This window comes from Corynebacterium sp. sy017, from assembly GCF_017918135.1.
Lineage (GTDB): Bacteria > Actinomycetota > Actinomycetes > Mycobacteriales > Mycobacteriaceae > Corynebacterium.
The window spans coordinates 168,636-192,597 of the sequence record NZ_RZUE01000004.1; the positions used below are offsets into that span (position 1 = coordinate 168,636).

The window sequence follows — 23,962 nt, forward strand, 5'->3', positions numbered from 1 at the left end:
TGTCTTATCTTAACCTTTCTTACGCGAGGTTGCTCTAGATATTACAGATCCGGTGTTTTTGGCAGTCGCCGCAGAACGCAACGACAAATCTGGTTGGATATCTTCACTAGGAATTTCTTGATGCGCTTTAGCCTGACGAATAGGCAGCTCAAGCGTAAAGGTTGAGCCAGTACCAAGCCGCGACCACACTTTGATATGCCCGCCATGATTCGCCGCAACGTGCTTCACAATTGCAAGCCCTAAACCAGTACCGCCTGTGGAACGCGATCTGGCTTTATCGACACGGAAAAAGCGCTCAAACACCCGCTCTTGATCTTCCGCACTAATGCCAATGCCGTGGTCAGTAACCCGAATATGCACGGTATTGTCATCAACCTTTTTGGTAGAAACTGTGACTGGCATTGCTGAAGGAGAATAGTTAATCGCATTAGAAATGAGATTACTTACCGCAGTAACCAGGAGATTCCTATCTCCCATAATGGAGACATCGACAGCCTTAGAGCGCCTTAATTCAATACCAGCATTTTCTGCAGAGAGGATATTTCGATTAAGCGCCTCTTCGATAACCTCATTAACTGATACAGATTCCATATCAGGTAATGCCTCAGCACCTTGGAGCCGAGACAAAGAAATGAGTTCATTAATCATGTCAGCAAGTCGATGCGACTCTTTATACAAGCGGGTTGCAAAATACTCCACCTGCTCAGGATCATCAACCACTTCTAATAATGCCTCGGACAATAATGCCATACCGCCCACCGGGGTTTTGAGCTCATGAGAAACATTGGCGACAAAGTCCCGGCGAGCAGATTCCATACGAGCATTTTCTGACTCATCAGAGGCATACACAATCACAAAACGATCATCAGCCAAAGTCAGTGGCTTCACGACGGCACGCACCAAGGTAATTCTGGAACCAGTACGCCTTTTGCGTATTTTTAACTCAATTTCTCGAGTTTCTTTATCGTCTAGGACTTCGTCGATAAGCTCTTGGATTTCTTGCACGAGAGTACGCTCATGCACCAGACCCAAGTCATGGGCTCTACCATTAGAAAGCACCACTGCCCCAGAACGCTCTACGACAACCACACCGGTCAAAGAACCCTGCACTGTCAGGTGCAACACTTGGCTGATAGTGGTGATTTTATTGTCTGCCAGGGTGGTAGCAACACGATGTTTACGCACATAGGAGTGAATCCACTTAAACGCAGGTAGGGCGAGGCCAGTCATGACCACACCCAAGAGAAAAGCTGCTAAAAGATTCACTGATTAGATACTGTAGCGACTTATTTGGCACCCTGCGCGGCAACTGCTGCAGCACCTGCTGCCGCTGCCTGTGGATCAAGATAATTACCACCAGGATTACACACTGCCCCAGACTCATCTAACTCATAGACCAATGGGATACCAGTTGGGATATTCAACTGAGCAATATCAGCATCTGAGATATTGTCAAGGTGCTTGACCAATGCACGCAAGGAATTACCATGAGCAGCAATAAGCACTGTTTGCCCCTGCTTTACTCGTGGCAAAATCTCACTCTCATAGTAAGGAATAAACCGCTCTACCACGTCTTTAAGACATTCTGTCTGTGGCACTGCGTCAAGCTCACGATAACGAACATCATGCGCTTGAGAATAGGTGCTATCATCAGCCAGCGCTGGTGGCGGAGTATCATACGAGCGACGCCACGCCATAAATTGCTCATCGCCATACTTTTCTTTGGTTTCTGCTTTATTTAATCCTTGCAAAGCACCATAATGGCGTTCATTCAAGCGCCAATCGCGCACAACTGGTATCCAGTGGCGATCTGCCGCATTCAGGGCGATATTCGCAGTGCGAATAGCACGACGCAGCAAAGAGGTATAAACAATATCAGGCAAATTTCCTGTTTCCGCTAATAATTGCCCACCACGCTGTGCCTCTTGTTCACCACGAGCTGTGAGATTAACATCCACCCAACCAGTAAATTGATTAGACTCATTCCATTCGCTTTGCCCATGTCGAAGCAAAATTAACTTTCCGATAGTCATGGCTCTAGTCTGCCACGGAATTGTGTCGCAAGCCAGCACTCATGCAACTTATTCTGCTTATTCTGTGCCACCATAAGCATCACGATCACGGCACACCGGTATCTCAGCAGTCAAAGCATCGGAATACACTGTTGCCATTTTGCTTGCCGCTGCTTCCCACGAAAAATGAGCAGCGTGCAATACCGCTTCTTCTGCCATTTGATTGCGCATTTGGTCATCGTCCAAGATAGAGCTGAGCACCTGAGCCCAATCATCCGGGTCATGCCCATCGACGAGTATCCCTGTTTGACCGTCGGCAATGGCAATGGGCAAGCCACCTACTTTTGCGGCAACCACAGGGGTGCCACTTGCCTGAGCCTCCATAGCTACTAAGCCAAAGGACTCATTAAAACTTGGTACAGCAACAATGTCTGCTGCTTGATAGAGTTCCACCAACTCTGTGGGTGGACGTGGCTGCAAAAAACGCACTCGATGAGCAATACCAAGCTGATGCGTGAGCTCAATATATTGACTCATTACCGTTTCAGAACCCGAGGCACCACCACAAATGAGTAGGCGGATTTGTGCATTGGGATCGGCGTCGTATATGCGACCAAGGGCACTTAAAAGCACATTGATTCCCTTAAATTTTTGCAGCCGCCCCACAAAAGCAATGACTTTAGCGTGCATGGGAATACCGAGGTTCCTGCGCGCTGTCTCAGTATTGCGCGCGGTACCTGGGGTAAAAAGTGTGGTGTCTACCCCTGGGGAAATCACCGCGATTTTCTCTGGAGTGGCGTCGTAATGGCGCACGAGGTCATTTGTTTCCTCAAAGGTATTTACTACCAGGACATCAGCGTTATCGACCAATTGTTGCTCGCATATCCGACGCGATTCTGATTCACTACTCAGCGTTTGCTCACGATACCTGTTTTTCACCGAGGCCAGGGTATGCGCTGTATGAATAAAAGGAACCTCCCACAGGTCGCGCAATAGCCAACCGACTTGCCCCGATAACCAATAATGCGAATGAATGAGGTCATACACGTCATGGCGCAGCTCATCATCACATTTAACAAACTGAATAATGCCGCCGGCAAATGCTGCTAATTGTGTTGCCAGTTCTTCTTTCGCAAGCCCTTCATAAGGACCTGCCACAATGTTGACCACCCGAAGATTAGGAGCAACAGAGATAACATCACCTTGGCTGGACGACGTTGCCCTGGTGAATATATCGACTTTAATCCCCTGACGAGCTAATTGGGTAGCAATGTTGAGAATATAAACATTCATTCCACCTGCATCGCCCACACCTGGTTGAGATAAAGGTGAAGTATGCATAGAAATCATGGCAACGCGCATACCACTCATAGTAGCTTTTCTCACTATTTCTGCCCATCTAAGACACCAGTAACAACCATGAGCTTTTCCTCATATTTTCATGCTATCCTGGCTAGAGTTCTGCTAACCTACGAAACAGTAACCAACATTAGCTTTCCGACGCGAAAGCACAGGGAAAATACGGCACAGAAGGAAAACACCATGCCAGATGCAACGCACTCGACAGCCTATGAAAATAAGTCCTGGCTGCAAAATTATGGCGAGTGGACTCCCCACACACTCGACTACGAAGACACCACCCTCCTTGATATTTACGACAATAACCTGGCAATCAATGCAGATAAAACCGCCACCTATTTCTTTGGACGCACCCAAACCTACGCAGAGCTAGACAAACAAGTCCGCTCGGCAGCAGCTGGCCTGCGTGCCCTAGGTGTGCGCCCTGGAGATCGCGTCGCCATCATTTTGCCAAACTGCCCACAACATATTGCCGCATATTTCGCCGTGCTCAAACTTGGCGCGACCGTCGTCGAGCATAATCCGCTTTATACTGCAGCGGAATTAGAACCGCCGTTCCAGGATCATGCGGCGCGGGTTGCGATTGTGTGGGACAAAGCCGCATCTACGCTAGAAAAATTGCGGCATAATACTTCGCTGGAAACGATCATTAGTGTCAATATGATTAACGCTATGCCAGCCCTCCAGCGCTTTGCCTTGAGCCTGCCTATTCCACCACTCAAGCAAAAACGCGAGCAGCTGTCCGCACCTGCAACAAATACCATGCCGTGGGAAGTTCTCACCGGAACTGCTCTTGGTGGCGACGGCAGCGATATTGTTTCTGCTCCTGAGGTGAGCAAAGAAACAGTGGCAGTTATTCTCTACACCTCTGGAACCACTGGCACTCCCAAGGGGGCACAGCTAACCCACGGTAGCTTATTTGCCAATTTGCTCATGGGTAAGCATTGGGTCAAAGGTCTTGGTGATCAGCCAGAACGCCTATTGGGCGCGTTACCGTTCTTTCATGCCTATGGTTTGACGATTATCCTTAATCTTTCTTTCCTAGTAGGTGGCGAGATCATCTTGCTGCCAGCTCCACAAATCCCACTCATCATGGGGATTATGAAAAAGCGTACCCCCACTTGGGTTCCCGGGGTGCCGACCTTGTATCAGAAAATCATTGAGGCAGCACGTAAAGATAATGTGTCGCTTTCTGGTATTCGCAATTCTTTCTGTGGCGCAGCTACCTTACCTGTGAAAACGGTGGAAGATTGGGAACAGCTCACTGGTGGTTTATTGGTCGAAGGCTATGGACTCACCGAAGCCTCCCCTATTATTGTTGGTAACCCCATGAATGGGCGTCGCCGACCTGGATATGTAGGTATCCCATTTCCCGATACTGAAGTACGTATTGCCAACCCGGATAATCTCGACGAAACCCAACCAGATGGCGTCGAAGGCGAGATTCTTGTGCGAGGTCCACAGATTTTTGCTGGTTATCTCAATCAACCAGAGGCGACTGCGCAAAGTTTCCACGGCACCTGGTATCGCACTGGCGACGTTGGGGTCATGGAAGAAGATGGTTTTATTCGTTTGGTTGCCCGCATTAAAGAAGTCATTATTACCGGTGGTTTTAATGTGTACCCGGCAGAGGTGGAAGAGGTGCTCTCGCAGCATCCAGATATTGCCCTCAGTGCTGTGGTTGGTATTCCACGAGAAGATGGCTCAGAGTCTGTGGTAGCAGCGATTAAACTCAACGAAGGCGCTGCGCTTGATCCAGAAGGGCTCAAAGAATTCTGCCGGAGCCGCCTGACTCGGTATAAAGTTCCTCGCACGTTCTATCACTTTGAGGAGCTTCCTCAGGATAATCTCGGGAAGATTCTGCGTCGTAAAGTGCAAGAAGAACTTATAGAAAGAACAGAGAAATAGCATAACCATCATGCTGGCTAGAGCACCGCAAAGGTACTAGCCAGCATGATGTGATTATGCGCCTGATATAGTGCTTCGCTTGCTTAGTTGTCGCGTTCTTCGCTATGAGCCTCATCTACTTTTTGCACAGGATCAGTAAAGAGGAAAGTGCCGGTATTTCCTGATTCACAGGTCACGGTAAAAGTGTGGAAACCATCTACTGGACCGGCCTCAAGGTTAGCTGGCGCAGTGACATAAGCAAGCAGACCCGATACATCAGCACCTGGTGACATCACTGTTCGATCACCAAAAGAGGTAGTAAGCTCAGCGCGGGTATCGGTATTTTGACAATCAGCAATAATTGCCAACTCATTGCCCGGCACAAACTCACCATCAATACTTGCTTCCACTTGATTATGCGAGTAACCAGCATTTTCTACAGAAGGGGCAGTGGCGGTTTGCTCGCCACCACGTGCTAAAACACCACCGACGATAAGCGCTGCCACACCGACAACACCTGCACCAAGTACGACACTATTTCTCATTTTCTGTTCCTCCTTAAAATCCTTAAGCCTTATCCCAAAAAGCACTATGGATGCTGCACCAATGCTGTCTGCATATCAGCATCATGCGTACGGCGTACAAGGTACAAGATTGGTGGTTTAGCATATGTCTGCACATAGCTACTATCTGCGCTTAGCTGCGCTACCACTGAGCAGATCGACAAACCTTATACCCCTATACGCTATGTTTTTATTGTCCAACGACCAGTCTAGAGCTCAATTCCTATCCATACAGGCTCAGTAACCAAATTGACACCAAATCGTTGTTTTACTCCATCGCGTATCTCACGCGCCAAAGCCACAAGATCTTCAGTTTTTGCCGCACCTCGGTTGGTAAGTGCAAGAGTATGCTTAGTCGATAACCGCGCCTGCCCCATGCCGGGATAGCCGCGTTCAAAACCAGCTCGATCAATTAACCACGCAGCTGAGAGCTTCTTTTTTCCGTCGCCAAGGTCATAACATGGCATAGCTTGGGCAGTCTGTTCGTCGTGGAGCTTAGCGACTTGCGCACGCACATAATCACTGTGCTCACTATCCACAATCGGGTTGGTAAAGAAAGAACCTGCCGACCATGTGTCATGATCCTCTTCGTTATAAACCATGCCCTTGTTCTGTCGTAATTCAAGCACTGCTTCACGTACCTGTGCGATCGGATAGCGCTGCTGCCCAGATTGTGCACCCACTGCACGAGCCAATTCACCAAAACGCAATGGGGCTGATAGACCGTCGGTATGCAAAGCTAACTCCACTGCCAACACCACTGCCCGATTGGTGAACTTGAGATTGGAATAGCGGTACCCCAACTCAAGAGACTGTGCACTCACCCACTCACGCCGTGCTAACCGACGATCATAAAGCTCTACCCTCGTGAGCACATCAGCAATTTCCACACCATATGCACCCACATTTTGCACCGGAGTAGCACCAGCAGAACCCGGAATACCTGATAAACATTCAATACCACCAAGTCCGGCTGCAACACTACGCGCCACCACTGTATCCCATACTGCTCCAGCTTCAGCAGTGATAACTCCTGTGGTGGTATCCACATCTATCTGAGCACATTCCATCACTACCGCTACTACTGGAATTTCGCCATCAGCGATCACAAGGTTAGAACCACCCCCAATGATCAACAAAGGAATCTCCTTGGCGTCGAGAAGCTCGACAACAGCACAAACCGCCTCTTTAGTGCGACAATGGACTGTGGCACGCGGTGTTCCACCAAGGTGAAGCGTGGTCAAATCAGCAAAACTTTGCTCATCGACGTACACATCTGCAATTTTTCTTAGATCGTCAACGGGGACTGCGAATGTATCTGTCACCTTTTCCAGAGTAGTCTGTAATCATGACTTCACGAAGTGAGAACACCGTTATTATTAACCAACCTATTAAAAAAGTGCATTCTGCCTACACTAATGCTGATTATTGGGCATATATTGCGCAGAACCTCAGCCCAGAACCAGGTGAAGTACATGAGTTCACCGCAACCGACAATGGGGCTCGCGTTACCCTATTTGAGATTCTGCCCACTTCTTTACTACCTGAAGCAGTACGCGCAATGATCTCACAATCACTCAAAGTAAAGCGCGTTGTCACCGTGACTGCACTTGCAGATAACAGCAGCACACTAGACTACACTGCCGACGTCAAAGGCACCCCAGTAGATTTCAAGGGCACAATCTCCCTCGCCGGCGACGAGGACAAAACCACCCTCACCTATGCCAATGAGATCACCGTCAATATCCCATTCATGGGTTCTGCTATTGAGCCAAAAGTTGCTGATGCCCTCGGTGAACTCTTCACCAATGAAGGCCAGCTCACCGAAACATGGATCACCAATAACAGCTAAGTAGTTCATCATGGCAAACCACGCCCATAATATGCGTGCAGATTTTTCTGCAACCCACCCCGGGCGTGGTTTTATGCATTCTACCCACCCCACACGCCCGGTCGGAGTCATTACCCGCGGCACCACTGCCATTAATCGACTACGCCGTTGTGATAGGTGGGCAGCGCACAACCCCACCATACGTTACGCCTTGACCCATACTGACTCTGCCCTTGCTCTCGACGTCGGCTATGGCGCAAGCTACCACACCACTGTGGAATGGGCGAGGTGGTTGCGCACGATTCGCCAGGATGTCCGCGTCATTGGCTTAGAAATAGATCCCAATCGTATCCAAGAACCACGCTATGGAGTGAGCTTCGAGCTAGGTGGTTTTGAGCTGGCAGGGTATCGCCCCACTCTCGTGCGGGCTTTTAATGTGCTTCGCCAATATGATGTCGCCGATGTGGAACAATCCTGGCGCATGGTATGCGAGCGACTTGCCCCAGGCGGACTTTTTATTGAGGGCACCTGCGATGAATTAGGCAGACGATCCACCTGGATTCTACTAGATAAAACAGGCCCACAATCACTGACCTTGGCATGGGACCCGCATGACATGGACAAGCCTTCAGATATTGCTGAGCGCTTGCCTAAAATCCTCATTCAACGCAATGTTGTCGGGGAGAAAATCTATGATCTTTTACAGTTATGCGACCAAGCCTGGCAGCATTGCGCCCCGTGGAGTATTTATGGTCCGCGAGTACGGTGGCACAAAACACGCGAACTACTGCGTCAACAAGGACTAGAGTTTACCCCTATTCGCAGGCGAGTTCGCGATAATCAAATCACTTTCTCCTGGTCACAGGTCTGCCCATAAAAAATATATCGCCTACGGTGGTCAAAATAAGTTTTTTCGACCACTATGGAGTAAATGAGCAACAAAAAACTCACAATCAGCTTTAGTATTCTGATCGCACTCATCATCTTGTTGCTTGCCGCCGAAGGCGGGCTAAGGATGTACGTCGGAAAGCAAATCGCCGAGCAGCTGCAAACTAACGCTCGCACTGATAAAAAGGCAACGGTTTCTTTTGGCACGCATCCCTTGCTGCTGGGAGTAGTGAAGAAAAATATCTCAAATGTCACCATCAATACTCCCGCAACAGTACAGATTGATCACACTACCGACGGCACCCCTACAATCAGCGGCGTGCCTGAGGCAACCCTGAATGTTCGCGATCTTTCCCGCGAGGATCCACAGCACCCTATAGCTGGGACTATTGACTTAAACACCACGTTGAGCAAAGAGTTCATGCTTGCCATCATTCAGCAACAGGTCACACACCTGGGTGATCCACAATATGCTGGCAATAACACTACCGACGACGGGCGCCTCGATGTCGATGCTTTGGCACGCAACCTCTTCAAGAAAGACTCAGACGCCAATGCACCAGCACCAGGTAATTCTGTACTCAATGGCGCAGGGATTGGTGAACTAATCAAAAACTTTATCCAGGTGACTAACCTTGATACCGACCCCGCTACTGGGACTCTCCACATTGAAATCAGCAACGGTCTAGCAAAACTGGTAGTAGAGCCACAAGCCAAAGACGGAAAACTTGTGGTTACCGCAAAAAATACTGACATTTTTGGTCATGAGTTGCCTGCGTTTGTATCCACTGCACTCAATGATGGCTTTGCCAAGCTCTCTGATTCTTTTGAGCAAAACCTAAGAATAGAGCAAGTCGAGGTCGTGGAAGAAGGAATGAAACTCCACCTCGTTGGTGAGAATGTCGACCTTTCTCGTTACGATACGGCTCAAGCTCAAGAGCGCTAGTCATATACCCAATACCCATGTGGGGCATACTGAGCATAATCAGCTGCGGCGCCGAGATTACTCACCGCATAAATGCGCATAGTGCCCAGTGCACCTTGCGCACTGAGTGCCATCAATTCTGCAATATGCTCAGGCGCAGTGCTCTGGGTACCAGTGAGCAAAAAATCTATACCACATGCCGCTGCCTGCACGGCAGCATTTTTTGTTTGGGCTATCTCCAACATGGTTGTTTCCACAACAACACCTAAGTGTGCCGGAGCCGGGATAGCTTCACGCAAGGAAATCAACTCAGACATCAATGCAGAATTATCTTGACGCTGCACGATTGCTTGATCTAATACCACCACAAGATGCGTGGCCCCATATTGCACCGCAAGGCGTGCCTCTGCGGCTTTAACCAAACTATGATGTTTTCCCGTGGGATACCCAACCCAAGCTCCCACAACAGTTCCTTTTTCCTGGGCAGCGTGGGTGGCAGTCAGCATATTTGCTTCGACGCATACCCCCATGTCATTGGTTAGTGCTGCGGCAACTAATTCTTTTGTTTGGGCAGCGTCGATAAGCGGGTCTGCGATGATGGCAATGATGGTGGTGTCAGCAGAATTATTGCCCATGCACATCACCAATCATAACGACCATTGAGTATGTCTTTGATTTGTGGGCGAACATCGAACCAGTACAAACCAATAATGACAATGCCGATCCAGGTGAGAAACGGGAGCTGATACACAACAAGCGCTGCGGCAATCATGAGCATTCCTGCCCATATCCACTTGCTTTGCCTATCCGCGGCGTCGAACGCATCATCTCTGGTGAGCAACGCTAGCACGGCGCCAACGACACCTGTCAGCGCTAAAATTATTCGACCAATTTTGTAGAGAAAGAATAAGCCCATAATTACGACTTCCATCATATTCCTTTCTAAGCATCACTCGTTTTACGTTAACCACCAAAGACCACAAAAGATATGCTGTGGATAATCAGACCTGCTAATGCACCAACCACAGTACCGTTTAATCGAATGTACTGTAAGTCTTTGCCAACCATAAGCTCAATTTTCTCACTTGCTTCATCGGCATCCCAGCGGTTAATGGTTTCCGAAATAATGTTGCTCACTTCACCTGCATAATTATCAGCCAGGAAAGTCGTAGCCCCTATCACTCGACGATCAAGCTGAGCGCGTAACTGCTCATCATCTAGGATTCTATGCCCCCACTCCACAACACTCTGCGCTATTTTATGCCGCAAGGGTGAGTGTGGGTCACTCGCTGCCTGAGTAAGCGCCTGTGTGCCATAGCGCCATGCTGCTTGGGTTGCTTCCTGAACTGAGCGAGAGTTCATGATGTCTGTCTTTATATCTTCAACGCGCCCAATCATGACGGGATCATGCTGCAAGTCCTCAGCAAATTGCTGAATAAACCGCTCTAATGCTGCTCGCGCCTCATGGTTTTTATCACTCACGACGCTTTGAGTCCACGACACCAACTCTTGATAGATTTTTGCTCCGACAAGGTCATTGACAAATTTTGGTGCCCACTTAGGTGCCCGCTCCCCTGAGAGGCGGTGAATCAGATCCTCACTTGCCACTGCTTTTTTATGTGCCCACTGCACAAACTCATCAATGATGGGTGCCACTTTTCCTTCATGAATAAGCTGCTCAAGCACCTTACCAGCTGGTGGCCCCCATTGTGGCTGTGCCAATTTCTCGATCAGCACGGTATTGATAAGTGCTTCGGCATCACGCGGGTCAAGATTATCCACTACGCGGACAATAAACTTCCCCACTTCGCGAGAAACTTTCTGCGCATGAGTTTCCACAATCATCCACTGGGCTATCCGGTGCGGTATCTGCGCTTGAGCTACCTTCTGCGTAATCAATGTGGTGTTGAGAAAGTTGTCACTCACAAAACTACTCAGCGCTGCCCCTACCTGATCCTTTTTATTGCGAATAAGCGCTGTGTGCGGGATTTTCAGTCCCAGTGGGTAGCGAAATAATGCGGTGACAGCGAACCAATCGGCAAGACCGCCAACCATACCGGCTTCTGCTGCTGCTCGCACAAACCCGACCCATGCCCCACTGCCACGCGTCTCCAAGAACCGACAGGCAAAAAAGACCAGGGCAGCAATGATGAGCAAGCCGGTGGCAATGGCTTTATGCCGTGCCAACGCTTTCCGACGTGCCACTTCGTCTTGAGCACTAAAACCAGGCATCTCTGCTGCTTGCATGATGGTTATACGCCCCTCATAGGTGTGGTCACAGTTGTAGTTTCGGAGCTTTCTGGGTGAGTATCTGACGGTTGGGTAGAAGATGACTGTGCGTAGTACCAGAAACTCACTGCTGTTAACGCAGTGATGAGTGCACTGAGGATTAAAGTAATTTTGCGCATGATATGTCCATCATAGGTCAAAAGAAAAATCGGGCTGTAATAACGCGTGGGGCGTTATTATCGGCTTGTTTATTCTTGTTGAGCTATAGTGATGCTGATTTTCAGACACACTTTTTGCTACTTATCCCGTAGGTACCCCCGTCGAGCTGACCACCGCGCTCCTCAACCTCCTCCCCCACCCCCTCGATACGGACGCCCTCGCGCGCCTCGCAGCGCTCGTAGTGGACTGCGACGTCGGCCACATCACCACCGAGACCGACTGCCCAGGCAGGCGACCCCGCTAACAGCAAAAGAGGCTCCATCCCAGGACCGTAATCCTAGAGCAGAGCCTCTCCACCAGATGGCGTCGCCACGTAGCTCCCCATGCAGCCAGCAAGCGCTACGTCACGATTGCCAGAAACACGACACCTAAAACACTCCGCCGCCACGCATTTTAGAGTCAAACACCTTCACAAAAACGTCCGATGCCCAGCAGTAACTGAACTCGCCAAGACAGGACAGAAAATTTATGCAACAATGGCTCCACTCCGGTAAATCACTGGCGAACACACCCACGAAAGGAAATGTGCATGAGCAAGCACTTTAAGCAGCGCTTCGCTGCTATCGCTATCGCTCTCGCCGTCCCTGTCACCAATACGGCTATCGCTTCTGCCACGCCCAAGGCAGAAGAAACTCAAGAGCAGCAGGTAACCAATCAGCAGGTCCTCGACGCCTCTGAGGCCGTCAAGGAAGAGCTCCGCCGCCAGGGCGTGCCCGAGAACGAGGTCCCCACGGTGACGACCTACGGCGTCCGCGGCTGGGCCGCCGGGCCCGGGGCGCGCCTCATTTCCCTTGTCCTACTCTAAGTATCTTTGAGGTGAAATGAAAAGTAGATTTTATTCTGCCATATCTGGAATTGCAGTATCCACGTCCATCATTACGGCATTTAACTACGGACAGCCCCAAAATGAAACTTTTCTAGTTCCATTGATGATAACTTCAATCATCATGGGTATATGTTTCATTTTTCAGGTGTCGCATGTTGAGTCGATAGAGCGCAAGAGGGAAGTGCTCAATTCTAATCTGATCCTGTTTTCAGCGAGCGCTTTGATGGTTGCTATTCTGTTTAAGATAGCAGAAATGGCAGGTTAACCACGTCTAAGTAGGGGAGGGCATGAGGTCCTCCCCTACTTATTTCATGTCTCCCTGCAACACTTCGGGCACCGGCGGGCGGGGGTTAAGTAGCAAAAAGTGTGTCCGGTCGGCGTGTCGCCAGCCGGACATTATGCGTTAGCGGAGATGTCCCTTTCTGATTCCTATGGAGTGGGAGTATTCGGTTGGGATAGCGTTGTCATAGAAGGTTGGGCGACCTGTTTCAGGGTCAGCTTTGTTGATGTCTTCTAGAACAAGATCGGATACTTTGGCGAGTTGATCTTGTCCGAAATTGCACTGCTTGGCGATTGTTAAAGGATCGTCAGGCAGCTGTGTTTTTGTGTGCAGCCACCACTCCAACATTTTTCGTTGATGCTTCCCACCACGACCGCGGTGGGCATCTGCTCGTCGTTTCAGTTCTGCGTTGATGCCACCTTCGAGACAGTTTGTGGTGGATGCCCACCGTGTTGGTTGCACCGCCTGAGGTGGTGGCTTCAGATAGGCAAACAACCAGTTGTTGCGCACAAGGTGCAGCAGGGAATTGTAGGCCTGTGTTGATTCGGTCGTGGCTCAGTGCCAAGCGATGACATGATCGATGCTTGCTGCGATCAGTAGGCACCCGGCTTTGGTGTAGGTGCCGTTGATGAAGATTTGGTCGTAGATGCGATGGGGGTCTGGTTGGTTGAGGACGTCGATGAGCCAGAAGTTGGTGAATCGGCGGGTTAGTGTTCATCGGCTGACACCGCGGTGTGCGGTGACGTCGGTAAGAGATGCTGTGCCGGTGATGTAGGTGTGGAAGTCTGTGAAGTCGCGGGCGAGTGTTTTGTCAGTGCGGCGTCGGGTAAGTGAGCGTGAGCATGTGGGGTCTTTGCATCGCTAGCGGGTTGTTCCTGCGCTGGTGGTTTCGTTTTTGTTCATGTGCCCTGTGCATACTGGGCATCGTGGGTGGTTGGTAGGTATGCAACGAGTTAATCAACTCGTTGCGTAGCACATGCCGGTGTGTGGGTCGTGTATTGAATGAAAATCGGGCTGTAATAACGCGTGGGGCGTTATTATCGGCTTGTTTATTCTTGTTGAGCTGTAGTGATGCTGATTTTCAGACACACTTTTTGCTACTTATCCCGAAAATCGGGTTCCATGCTCCCGCTGAGACACGGGGCATGAACCCGATTTTCTAATATAGCTTGAAACTATTTTTTAGTTTACTCGACCTGTTTCTGCACGGTACTGGCGGTACTTGCTGCGCCCATAGTGGATAGCACCAAAACCACCAACCAAGCAGGCAAGAGTCAAAATACCACCGAAAACGGCAAAGAATACCCATCGACCGGATTCTGCGCTGTACTCCGAAGGAATAGCCAAGCCATACACTAAGGTACCCATGCCTATCAAAGAGGTGAGGATGAGCCCCATCCCAGCCCAGGTAGCAAAACGACGCAATGAAGAATGCGGTGCATAGAGACTCGATGGATCATAGCCATCAATGTAGTGCGGGCGATCAGCAAAAACTGGGTAGCTCGTCCCACTAATTTTTACACTCTCGGACATGAGAATCTTTGCCTTTCCATAGCTAGGTGTTACGCCTAGAAAATACCATCAAGCTCCAGTGTAGCTTAGTTATCTTTACCTGTGAAGAATGCGCGAGCACGTTCTTTATTGATTGCCGCCACAGCAGTGAGCGGAATACCCGCAGGACACACATCAGCGCACTCGCCATAAAGAGAACAATGACCGAAGTTCGTTTCCAGTTCATCAATCATCTTGCGCGCACGACGTCCACGCTCGTTCTTACCCAGTGGTAGGAGTGAGAGATGAACAAGTTTTGCACCAGTGTAAAGGTGCGCTGCACCATTTGGACACGCTGCAACACAAGCACCACAACCAATGCAAGCTGCGTGGTCGAGGGCAAACTCAGCAGTTTGGTGAGTCACGTGCAAGGTATCTGCGTCTGGTGCAGTACCTGCATCCATAGAAACATAACCACCCTGTTGCATTACTCGGTCTAATGCTGAGCGATCCACAACCATATCTTTGATGATTGGGAAAGCAGCAGATCGGAATGGTTCGATCTTGAGGGTAGAGCCATCAGCAACATTGAGCAAACGCTGCTGACACGCTGGTTGGTTTTGTTCTAAACCATGTGGGCGACCATTAACCATCAAACCACACGTACCACAGATACCTTCACGGCAGTCAGAGGCGAAAGCAAAAGGCTCTTTGCCTTCTTCGATTAGTCCAGAGTTTACGTGGTCAAGCAGCTCCAAGATGGACATTTGTGCCACAGCGTCTTCGACGGTAATGGACTCGAAATGACCTTCGTGGTTCGGACCGGCCTGACGCCAGATTTCAAGATGTAGTTTCATTACTTGTAATTCCTTGTCATCAGCGGGATCGATTCGAAGGTGAGTGGTTCAGCGTGACGGATGAATTCGCCCTCCGCTTTACCTGGCTCCCATGCAGAAACGAAGCACCAGTTTTCGTCGTCACGCTCAGCCTCGCCTTCTGGGGAGAGGTGATCGTCTCGGAAGTGTGCACCACAAGATTCATCGCGGTCAAGTGCATCAACGCACATGAGCTCGCCGAGATCAATGTAGTCAGCAACACGATTTGCATATTCTAATACCTGGTTCATCTCATCTGGAGTACCAGTAATGCGCATATTCTCCCAGAAGTCTTTACGCAATGCGCGGATCTTTTCGATACCAGACTTAAGGTCTTCGATATTACGTGCCACACCACAGGAGAAGTAGAGGATTTCACCAAGCTGGCGGTGATAATACTCTGGACCATGTGGATTATCCCCACGGATATTCATGAGCTTGTCGATACGAGCCTGAGCACGCTGCAAGGCTACTTCTACCTCAGGAGCGTCGAGTGGCAATACTGCCTCACCAAGGTGCTTAGCCAAGTAATGAGGAACGGTAAATGGCAAGGTGAACCAACCATCTACAGAAGCAGACAGCAAGGAGTTTGCACCTAGACGGTTTGCGCCGTGGTAAGTCCACGATGCTTCACCTGTTGCGAAAAGACCATTGATGGAGGTCATTTCGTTAAAGTCTGTCCATAGACCGCCCATAGTGAAGTGGCAGGTTGGTGCAATACGCATTGGTGTGGTGAATGGATTTTCACCGATTGCCTCTTCATACATTTGGAAGAGGTTGGAGTAGCGCTCACGAATTGTTCCAGCACCAAGACGCTCAATTGCGTCACGGAAGTCGAGGTACGCGGCATTGTGTAGTGGACCTACACCAAGACCTTGGTTAATTTGCTGTGAGATTGCACGTGAGGCAACGTCGCGAGGCACAAGGTTACCGAATGCTGGGTAACGGCGCTCGAGGAAGTAATCACGCTCTTCTTCGGGGATAGTGTTTGGGTCGCGGTCGTCATTTGGTTTGATTGGCGACCACACACGACCGTCGTTACGCAAAGACTCAGACATCAAAATGGTCTTTGACTGCCATTCAGAGTTCACTGGCAAACCAGTTGGGTGGAACTGAATGAAAGATGGGGAGGCAAAATAAGCACCTTGCTCATACGCACGCATAATTGCAGAAGCATTGGAGTTCTTTGCCAAAGTCGACATATGGTAGACGTTTCCGTAACCACCGGTCGCAAGAATGACTGCGTGTCCTGTGTGGGCGCTAAGCTCACCAGTGATGAGATTGCGCATAATCAGACCTTCGCAGCGTTTCTGACCATCTTTTTCGGTAGTGATGAGATCAACCATCTCATTGTGGGTGAAGATCTCAACAGAGCCAAGATGAATCTGGCGCAGCAACGCGGAAGTAGTGGAAAGCTGTAGCTGCTGACCTGTTTGACCACGAGTGTAGTAGGTACGGGAAACCTGCACACCACCGAAAGAACGAGTAGCAAGGGTTCCGCCATACTCGCGAGCAAAAGGTGCACCAATTGCATTCATGTGATCGACTACACGAGCAGATTCATAAGCAAGGCGCCAACAATCTGATTCACGGCAACGATAGTCGCCGCCTTTAACAGTATCTTTTGCATGGCGATAAGCGCTGTCGTTATCGACTTTCTTACCGCGAGCCGAGTTCACACCACCCTGAGCAGCAATGGAGTGCGCACGACGTGGTGCGTCATGGTAGGTGAAAACTTTAACATCATAACCAAGCTCACCAAGTGCAGCAGCAGCTGCTCCACCAGACAAGCCAGTTCCTACTACGAGAATTCGGAACTTACGACGGTTAAGTGGTGACACAAGATCCATATGATCTTTGTGATACTGCCACATATCTTTTGCAGGTACGCCCTTTGGTTCAGCTGAATCCAAAATGCTGCCTGGAACCACTCCCGGCACAATGGAAGCTGGCTGGTTGAACTCAGGGCGAGTGCTAATTGGAGAGTGAGTGCTCATTTATTTTTACCTTTTCGTCCTCTTGACCCTTATTGAACCAAACCTAAAGCGATGGATAACGGAATCGCGATATTGCCAATCATGACAATTGCTGGCACGAGATAGGACAGTGCAAGCAGGAAGGCACGAGTGCGTTTACCAGTGATACCTAGGTCAGATACCGCAAGGAAGATTCCGTGGCTGAGGTGTAGGAACAGCACAACCATAGCAATGATGTAGAAAATGGTTACTGGCCAACGGCTAAAACTTGCAATCATATTGGCATAAACTTCACCATGCTCAAAGCTGCTTGATGCTGCTGGCGCAACACCAACGGTGAGGTCAAGGATGTGGAAGATAATGAAAGCAAGCAGGATGATACCGGTAAGCAACATTGTCGACGTGGTGAAAGAGTTAAAACCACCAACAAGGTTAGTACGGCGGAACTTTCCACGAGATTGGCGAGAGCGCTTTGTTAGTTCTGCTGCGCCATAGATGTGGAAGATGATTGCAGCTAACAAGACGATACGGGTAGCCCATAGCATGACGCCGTGTGGCAATAATGGGTACAGTATGTCTTCTTGCAACCAGTGTCCATATTCATCAATAGGTCGGCTGCCGTCTTCATATTGCGGGAGGAATACTTTTAGGTTTCCTACCATGTGGAAGACAACGAACCCAGCAAAAATGAGGCCAGTGATGGCCATAGTTAGCTTCAGAACCCAAGTAGGAATTCCCACTCGGTCACGAAGTGGTTTCTCAGTTATTTTTCCGTGGGCGATAGCATCACGGTCGATATTGTTTACAGTCATGGCACCTCCAGTGTCGGATTAACTTTATAAGCTAAGACCTCCGATAAACCACCCAACAGGTTGTTGCATAAATCACATTGGGCGCTAAAAATCCTTGTCATAGGCACGATATTAGGCAAGCCTTAACTTTAAGAAAGGTTATACAAAAAGGGGCATACCCCCGTTTAACTGCTCATTTTCACAAAGCGTAAGGTGACACGCGTGGCACTCACACGAATCCATACCCAATGAAGAAGTCACATAGATTACACCCTTTTGGAATCAATCAAAATATCTATACGACTCAGCTTTGCATCTCTCACAACTCACGTCGATACTGGCAATACTATTGCCGCCACCATCACCGTCGTGCGCTCACCTAAATTAAGCAAAAAAGACCTGTCCACCCTTGATGTATTACCTCAAGGGTGGACAGGACATAAGCAGTAGGAACCTCGTGGTTCCAAGCCCCTACTAGAGGTTAATCATGTGCCCCATGATTCCCTCTGCAGCTTCTTTCATTGCCTCAGAAAGAGTTGGGTGCGTATGAACATTGCGCCCAATTTCCTCAGCAGTAAGGTCAAAGCGCTGCGCAAGAGTAAGTTCCGGCAAAAGTTCAGAAACATTAGCACCGACCATATGAGCACCAAGTAATTCACCAAACTCGGCATCAGCAATGATTTTCACGAAACCAGCCGACTCAGCAAGACCTTGCGCTTTACCATTAGCTGAAAATGGGAATGTTGCCACTTTGATTTCACGATCAGCGAATTTCTCTTTCGCTGCATCCTCGGTATACCCAAAGGAGGCGACCTGTGGATTACAGAATGTTGCACGCGGCATCATCATATAATCGCCCAGCTCTTGAGTCTCAGCACCAGCGATAGTTTCTGCTGCCACAACTCCCTGAGCCTCAGCAACGTGCGCCAACTGCAATTTAGCGGTGACGTCACCAATTGCATAAATATGTGGCACATTAGTGCGCATACGATCGTCGATAGCAATAGCGCCACGTTCAGTCAGTTCTACACCAGTGTTTTCTAGACCATAGCCCTCAACGCGTGGCGCAAAACCAATAGAAACCATAACGCGATCCGCTTTGAGCGTATCGGATTTAGAACCGTCCTTGGACTCCACATCCACCTCGACAGAGGAGCCATTATCACGAATAGCTGTGGTTTTATGTCCGGTAAGTAGCGTAACGCCCAGTTTCTTGTATTGCTTTGCAATTTCCTTGGATACGTCTTTATCCTCATTAGGCAACACACGATCCATGAACTCTACGATGGTTACCTTAACGCCATAGTTGGCAAGAACATAGGCAAATTCCATACCAATGGCACCCGCACCGACGATAACCATAGACTCTGGAGCTTCCGACTTAAGAATCTGCTCCTCGAAAGATAGGATATTGCCACCAATTTTAATACCTGGCAAAGAACGAACTACCGAACCAGTAGCGATAATACAATTATCGAAAGTAATGGTTTTACCAGCATCTTTACCCTCAGAAATTTCGAGAGTATGCGCATCCTGGAACACACCGAAGCCATCAATCTCGGTAATACCATTCTTCTTCATCAAATAATGGACACCTTTAACGATTCCCTCAGAAACCTTGCGGGAACGTGCATGTGCCACACCAAAATCAAAGGTTACGTCGCCAGAAATACCGAAAGTTTTTGCCTCATGATTAAAAATATGAGCTACTTCCGCATTCTTTAATAACGCCTTAGAAGGAATACACCCGACGTTAAGGCATACGCCACCCCAATACTGCTTCTCGACGACAGCTACTTTCTTTCCAAGCTGAGCCGCACGAATAGCCGAAACATAACCACCAGGGCCTGCACCCAGCACTACTACATCATAATGTTCAGTCACCCTTACTAGGATACGGAAAAGCAATGATATTGTCTCGCCCGGGAGTCCATAAGGGTATTTTTCTCGTCTCATAGTGACTCTACTAAGCCCTTTCGGGGGCAAAGCTCACAGAATATCTAGAATATCTGCAGAACATAAAGAAACATGAGACACACACGCAACATACGTATTGCATGTGCAGCAGATTTGCTTATAGTCAAGAGAAAATAATCATGCTAGATTTTTAACGTCACTTACACACGTATGCTACCCATCCACTCACAGCAGTGGCGTAACGCATGGGCACTGTCAGCCGACTATGTCTATAGCGTCTATAGCAACCAGTAGAGATTCCTTGCGTTTCAGGAAAGATGAAAATCACAATGATACTCACCCGATTTTTCAGAAACACCTCGTATGCGCTCAGCGCTGCACTTGTAGCATTGATTCCCTCAACATTCTGTGCAGCACACACCCAAGAGCAAGAATCAACGCCAACCAACGCATTGGCAACAATTACGCAGGTCACAGTCTCTGATCCGACTCCACAATGGCGCAATAAGCTAGATGGTGATCGGGTAGTAGAAATGGTGGCATCATCGCCGGCAATGAATGGCCGCCAGATACCACTCGTAGTTATTAAGGCAGCTCAACCTCATCGCCCCACTATTTATCTGCTCAATGGTGCTGATGGCGGCGAAGGCAATGCCAACTGGATTGCGCAGACAGATGTCATAGACTTCTATCGGGACAAAAACGTTAATGTAGTTATCCCCATGGCAGGAAAATACTCCTACTACACCGACTGGCTACAAGAAGTGCCTCAGCTAGGGGGCAAGCAGCGTTGGGAGACTTTTCTCACCAAGGAACTACCAGGTGCCATTGAAAAAGAATTATTAGCAAATAACAAACGCGCCGTCGTTGGTATGTCGATGTCTGCTTTGTCTTCCTTGCTATTGGCAGAGCATAATCCAGGTTTCTATGCCGCTAGTGCCGCCTTTTCTGGTTGTGCAGCAAGCGCTAGTCCAGCAGCACATCAACTCATTGGGATCACCCTCGACCAAGCACATGCCACTCCTGAACAAATGTGGGGTGCGGCAAATAGTGAGACATGGAAACACAATGATGCACTGATTAATGCGGAAAAATTACGAGGAACAGCACTATATGTTTCTAGTGCATCCGGTATCATCGGGCAGGCAGAGTTACCTGGTCCACAAGAGAATTTCCTCGAAGGTGCTCTAGAACGCACTCCCCTATGGATTGCTGGTGGTGGCATTGAAGCAGCAAGCAATGTATGCACGCACATTCTCAAAGCAAAACTTGATGAATTAGCCATCCCGGTCACTGCCAATTTCCGCCCTACGGGTATTCACTCTTGGAATTATTGGAGTGCTGACCTGCGCGATTCTTGGCCAGTGCTCAAGCAAGCCCTGGAGAATTAGTTTTTGTACTCGCTGTTGCTTGCCCCTGGCGTCGAAAAGCAAAAATAAGCTGGTAGTATTAGAAAACTGATGAAAAGTCTACGGCTACGCAAAACCCCTATCCCAGGAATTAAGGATGCCTACACCGGCATTGATTTTAATTTGGGTTATCATATTCGGCACTATCAGCTTGAGTTGGATTATCGTGTGGCGCCTAATTTCCTCAAGGCGCAGGCAGTATTGTCACTGGATAATTACTTACCCTTAGCGTCACTGAGTCTTGACCTATCTCATGGGTTAAAAGTTACCGAAGTCAGTGCTCAGGGCACTGGCGGCACCAACATCACAGTAGCCAGGTTCCGGCATACTCAAGCTAAATTGCATATTCGATTTACTGAAGAAATACCAGTAGACCAGGAGTTTAAGCTCAAAATAAAATACCAAGGCAACCCTCGACCAGTGCGCAGTCCCTGGGGTTTGATTGGGTGGGAAGAACTCACCAATGGTTCCTTGGTCACCAGTCAGCCTTGTGGCGCACACAGTTGGTTCCCTTGCGACGATACGCCTGACGAAAAAGCCACCTATGACATCACAGTCACTGCTGACAGTCCATATACCGTGGTTGCTAATGGGCAACTTGTGCGCAAAACAGTCAAAGGTTCTCGTTCCACGTGGCATTATTCTTGCCCACAACCAATGGCCACCTATCTCGCGACTATCCAAATTGGCGACTACAAAAAGTATGCGCTCGGCGCCACCAAACATGGTGTCCCTGTCATTGCTTATGTTCCCGCACGCCTACACAAGGGTTTTGCTGCGGACTTTGCCGACCAAATCGCCATGTGCGAACTCTATACCGAGCTTTTTGACTCTTATCCCTTTGATAGTTATAGCGTAGTCATCACCGAAGACGACCTAGAGATCCCACTTGAAGCTCAAGGTATCTCCATCTTTGGCGCCAACCACGCAAAAGGGGATAAGCAGTGGGAACGTCTTATCGCGCATGAACTATCGCACCAGTGGTTTGGCAACTCGCTCGGGCTTGCTCAATGGGAAGATATTTGGCTCAACGAGGGTTTTGCCTGCTATTGCGAATGGCTGTGGTTCGAGCACTCCGCAGGAAAACCTGCTGCCCTATCCGCCCTCGAGCATTATGAGCAATTGGTTAAAAAACCACAGGATATTTTGTTAGCTAGTCCAGGCGCGCGCGATATGTTCGATGATCGTATTTATAAACGTGGCGCTATCACTATTCATGCCTTGCGCATTCTGCTTGGCGACGATGCCTTTTTCGCCATGATTAAGCGCTATGTTCACGCTGGTCAGCATGGTGTGGTAGAGCCTATGGATCTTCTGCTTGAGTCACGCAAAGCCTGTCAAGAGTCGGGTGCTTCGGTAGAGGAGCTAGAAACTTTATGGCATAAGTGGGTCAAGGAAAAACCGTTGCCAGCTTTCCCTACTGCGGATGGACGATAATCATGTCGCTGAGAATACTTGTCACTGGTGGCGCTGGGTTTATTGGCTCAAATTATGTGCGACGCACCCTTGCCCAGCACCCGGATCATGATGTGGTGGTCGTCGATAAGCTCACGTATGCAGCTAATCCGGAGAATCTGGCGGATCTAGGTATTGAGTTCGTCGAGGGCGATATTTGTGATGTGGATCTGATAGATCGCTTAGTTTCGCGCGTAGATGTGGTGGTGCATTTTGCGGCAGAATCACATAATGACAACTCGTTGGCCAATCCTCTGCCTTTTGTGCACAGCAATATCATGGGCACATATACGCTGCTTGAGGCAGTGCGTAAGTATGATAAGCGCTTTCATCATATTTCCACTGATGAAGTATTTGGTGATTTAGCTCTCGACGATCCGGCTAGGTTTCATGAGCGCACCCCATACCGACCTTCTTCGCCTTACTCAGCAACTAAAGCCGGTAGTGACCATTTGGTGCGAGCATGGGTGCGTTCTTTTGGAGTTGCTGCCACAATTTCGCTGTGCTCCAATAATTATGGCCCCTACCAGCATATTGAGAAGTTTATTCCTCGCCAGATCACTAATATCCTCGCCGGTTTCAGACCCAAGCTCTATGGCACGGGTGAGCAAGTGCGCGACTGGATTCATGTGGATGATCATAATGACGCGGTTAATCTCATTATCCAACGCGGACAGCTTGGGCAGAGTTATGTGATTGGTGCTGATAATGATCACATCAATAATAAGCAGGTCATTGCACTGATTTGCGAGTTGATGGGCAAAGACCCAGATTATGTTGAACATGTTGCTGATCGCCCAGGCCACGACCAACGTTATGCAATGGATTCGACGAAAATACGCCAGGAATTAGGGTGGCAGCCACGCTTTACCGATGTAGAACATGGAATGCGCCTGGGCTTGGCAGATACTATCGCATGGTACCGGGAGCACGAGTCGTGGTGGCGAGCGCATAAGGAAAAAGTAGAGCAGCGTTATAGCACGCAAGGACACTAGAAGCACTAGGAGCAAGAAATGACCATCTCAGGAG

General features: G+C 49.1%; 23 protein-coding genes and 1 pseudogene. 9 read left to right on the plus strand and 15 right to left on the minus strand.

The window, feature by feature from the left end; all coding sequences use genetic code 11:
- Window positions 1-9: 9 nt before the first annotated feature.
- Genes EML15_RS09350 through mshA form a run of 3 tightly spaced genes read right to left on the minus strand, consistent with a single transcriptional unit; the run spans window position 10 to window position 3,383 of the window.
- Window positions 10-1,266, minus strand: coding sequence for an ATP-binding protein (locus EML15_RS09350; RefSeq protein WP_144275240.1), 1,257 nt, complete (start codon window positions 1,264-1,266; stop codon window positions 10-12).
- 20 nt (window positions 1,267-1,286) lie between these two features.
- The gene (locus EML15_RS09355; RefSeq protein WP_144275238.1) at window positions 1,287-2,033 is read right to left on the minus strand and encodes a phosphoglyceromutase; all 747 of its coding nucleotides are present in this window, start codon (window positions 2,031-2,033) and stop codon (window positions 1,287-1,289) included.
- A gap of 57 nt (window positions 2,034-2,090) precedes the next feature.
- Window positions 2,091-3,383, minus strand: coding sequence for a D-inositol-3-phosphate glycosyltransferase (gene mshA, locus EML15_RS09360; RefSeq protein WP_185967238.1), 1,293 nt, complete (start codon window positions 3,381-3,383; stop codon window positions 2,091-2,093).
- Window positions 3,384-3,554: 171 nt separating this feature from the next.
- Here mshA and EML15_RS09365 point away from each other — a divergent pair, with 171 nt between their 5' ends.
- A complete protein-coding gene (locus EML15_RS09365) occupies window positions 3,555-5,279 on the plus strand; it encodes a long-chain-fatty-acid--CoA ligase (RefSeq protein WP_144275236.1) in 1,725 nt (574 codons plus the stop codon).
- Between the two features lie 83 nt (window positions 5,280-5,362).
- On the opposite strand, the gene EML15_RS09370 is transcribed toward EML15_RS09365, so the two are convergent.
- Together EML15_RS09370 and EML15_RS09375 are read right to left on the minus strand one after the other, a co-directional pair.
- A complete protein-coding gene (locus EML15_RS09370) occupies window positions 5,363-5,803 on the minus strand; it encodes a hypothetical protein (RefSeq protein ID WP_144275234.1) in 441 nt (146 codons plus the stop codon).
- A gap of 227 nt (window positions 5,804-6,030) precedes the next feature.
- On the minus strand, window positions 6,031-7,104 hold the full coding sequence (locus EML15_RS09375) for a UDP-N-acetylmuramate dehydrogenase (protein WP_304505029.1): 1,074 nt from the start codon (window positions 7,102-7,104) through the stop codon (window positions 6,031-6,033).
- A gap of 65 nt (window positions 7,105-7,169) precedes the next feature.
- Here EML15_RS09375 and EML15_RS09380 point away from each other — a divergent pair, with 65 nt between their 5' ends.
- The 3 genes from EML15_RS09380 to EML15_RS09390 are packed head-to-tail and all read left to right on the plus strand — an operon-like array spanning window position 7,170 to window position 9,486.
- Window positions 7,170-7,673 carry a DUF2505 domain-containing protein gene (locus EML15_RS09380; RefSeq protein ID WP_144275230.1) on the plus strand — a complete coding sequence of 168 codons (504 nt, stop codon included), beginning with the start codon at window positions 7,170-7,172 and terminating at the stop codon, window positions 7,671-7,673.
- Window positions 7,674-7,683: 10 nt separating this feature from the next.
- Entirely contained in the window at window positions 7,684-8,529 is an 846-nt protein-coding gene (locus EML15_RS09385) for a class I SAM-dependent methyltransferase (RefSeq protein WP_144275228.1), read from the plus strand.
- 54 nt (window positions 8,530-8,583) lie between these two features.
- Entirely contained in the window at window positions 8,584-9,486 is a 903-nt protein-coding gene (locus tag EML15_RS09390) for an LmeA family phospholipid-binding protein (protein ID WP_144275226.1), read from the plus strand.
- Here EML15_RS09390 and EML15_RS09395 read toward each other — a convergent pair.
- From EML15_RS09395 to EML15_RS09410, 4 genes are read right to left on the minus strand one after another with little or no spacing between them, the layout of a single operon-like run.
- A complete protein-coding gene (locus EML15_RS09395) occupies window positions 9,483-10,100 on the minus strand; it encodes an aminotransferase (protein WP_144275224.1) in 618 nt (205 codons plus the stop codon). The two genes, EML15_RS09390 and EML15_RS09395, sit on opposite strands and share 4 nt — an antisense overlap.
- A gap of 5 nt (window positions 10,101-10,105) precedes the next feature.
- Window positions 10,106-10,381 carry a DUF2516 family protein gene (locus EML15_RS09400; protein WP_246847011.1) on the minus strand — a complete coding sequence of 92 codons (276 nt, stop codon included), beginning with the start codon at window positions 10,379-10,381 and terminating at the stop codon, window positions 10,106-10,108.
- A gap of 47 nt (window positions 10,382-10,428) precedes the next feature.
- Window positions 10,429-11,697 (minus strand): DUF445 family protein, encoded by a 1,269-nt coding sequence (locus EML15_RS09405; RefSeq protein WP_144275549.1) that lies wholly within the window; start codon window positions 11,695-11,697, stop codon window positions 10,429-10,431.
- A 20-nt stretch (window positions 11,698-11,717) separates the two neighbouring features.
- Window positions 11,718-11,873 carry a hypothetical protein gene (locus tag EML15_RS09410; RefSeq protein WP_185967237.1) on the minus strand — a complete coding sequence of 52 codons (156 nt, stop codon included), beginning with the start codon at window positions 11,871-11,873 and terminating at the stop codon, window positions 11,718-11,720.
- A 569-nt stretch (window positions 11,874-12,442) separates the two neighbouring features.
- On the opposite strand from EML15_RS09410, the gene EML15_RS09415 reads away from it, so the two are divergent.
- Window positions 12,443-12,718, plus strand: a complete 276-nt coding sequence (locus tag EML15_RS09415) for a hypothetical protein (RefSeq protein ID WP_144275222.1) — start codon at window positions 12,443-12,445, stop codon at window positions 12,716-12,718.
- Window positions 12,719-13,142: 424 nt separating this feature from the next.
- On the opposite strand, the pseudogene EML15_RS09420 reads toward EML15_RS09415, so the two are convergent.
- From EML15_RS09420 to EML15_RS09440, 5 genes and pseudogenes are all read right to left on the minus strand, one after another.
- A pseudogene (locus EML15_RS09420) lies at window positions 13,143-13,964 on the minus strand (hypothetical protein).
- A gap of 237 nt (window positions 13,965-14,201) precedes the next feature.
- The gene (locus tag EML15_RS09425) at window positions 14,202-14,552 is read right to left on the minus strand and encodes a hypothetical protein (RefSeq protein WP_144275220.1); all 351 of its coding nucleotides are present in this window, start codon (window positions 14,550-14,552) and stop codon (window positions 14,202-14,204) included.
- Between the two features lie 65 nt (window positions 14,553-14,617).
- On the minus strand, window positions 14,618-15,367 hold the full coding sequence (locus EML15_RS09430) for a succinate dehydrogenase/fumarate reductase iron-sulfur subunit (RefSeq protein WP_144275218.1): 750 nt from the start codon (window positions 15,365-15,367) through the stop codon (window positions 14,618-14,620).
- Window positions 15,367-17,382 (minus strand): fumarate reductase/succinate dehydrogenase flavoprotein subunit, encoded by a 2,016-nt coding sequence (locus EML15_RS09435; protein WP_144275216.1) that lies wholly within the window; start codon window positions 17,380-17,382, stop codon window positions 15,367-15,369. The genes EML15_RS09430 and EML15_RS09435 overlap by 1 nt, the downstream gene beginning before the upstream one ends.
- A 29-nt stretch (window positions 17,383-17,411) precedes the next feature.
- Complete coding sequence (locus EML15_RS09440; RefSeq protein ID WP_144275214.1) at window positions 17,412-18,173, minus strand: succinate dehydrogenase cytochrome b subunit; 762 nt, start codon at window positions 18,171-18,173, stop codon at window positions 17,412-17,414.
- A gap of 255 nt (window positions 18,174-18,428) precedes the next feature.
- On the opposite strand from EML15_RS09440, the gene EML15_RS09445 reads away from it, so the two are divergent.
- On the plus strand, window positions 18,429-18,602 hold the full coding sequence (locus EML15_RS09445) for a hypothetical protein (protein WP_185967236.1): 174 nt from the start codon (window positions 18,429-18,431) through the stop codon (window positions 18,600-18,602).
- A gap of 24 nt (window positions 18,603-18,626) precedes the next feature.
- Here EML15_RS09445 and lpdA read toward each other — a convergent pair whose 3' ends face one another.
- Window positions 18,627-20,036: a dihydrolipoyl dehydrogenase gene (gene lpdA, locus EML15_RS09450; protein WP_144275212.1), complete on the minus strand. Its 1,410-nt coding sequence runs from the start codon at window positions 20,034-20,036 to the stop codon at window positions 18,627-18,629.
- A gap of 350 nt (window positions 20,037-20,386) precedes the next feature.
- Between lpdA and EML15_RS09455 the strand changes: the two genes are divergently transcribed.
- From EML15_RS09455 to rfbB, 3 genes are all read left to right on the plus strand, one after another.
- Window positions 20,387-21,460, plus strand: a complete 1,074-nt coding sequence (locus tag EML15_RS09455) for an alpha/beta hydrolase family protein (RefSeq protein WP_144275210.1) — start codon at window positions 20,387-20,389, stop codon at window positions 21,458-21,460.
- A gap of 69 nt (window positions 21,461-21,529) precedes the next feature.
- Entirely contained in the window at window positions 21,530-22,915 is a 1,386-nt protein-coding gene (locus EML15_RS09460; RefSeq protein ID WP_144275208.1) for a M1 family metallopeptidase, read from the plus strand.
- 2 nt (window positions 22,916-22,917) lie between these two features.
- Window positions 22,918-23,928, plus strand: coding sequence for a dTDP-glucose 4,6-dehydratase (rfbB, locus tag EML15_RS09465; RefSeq protein WP_144275206.1), 1,011 nt, complete (start codon window positions 22,918-22,920; stop codon window positions 23,926-23,928).
- Window positions 23,929-23,962 lie beyond the last annotated feature (34 nt).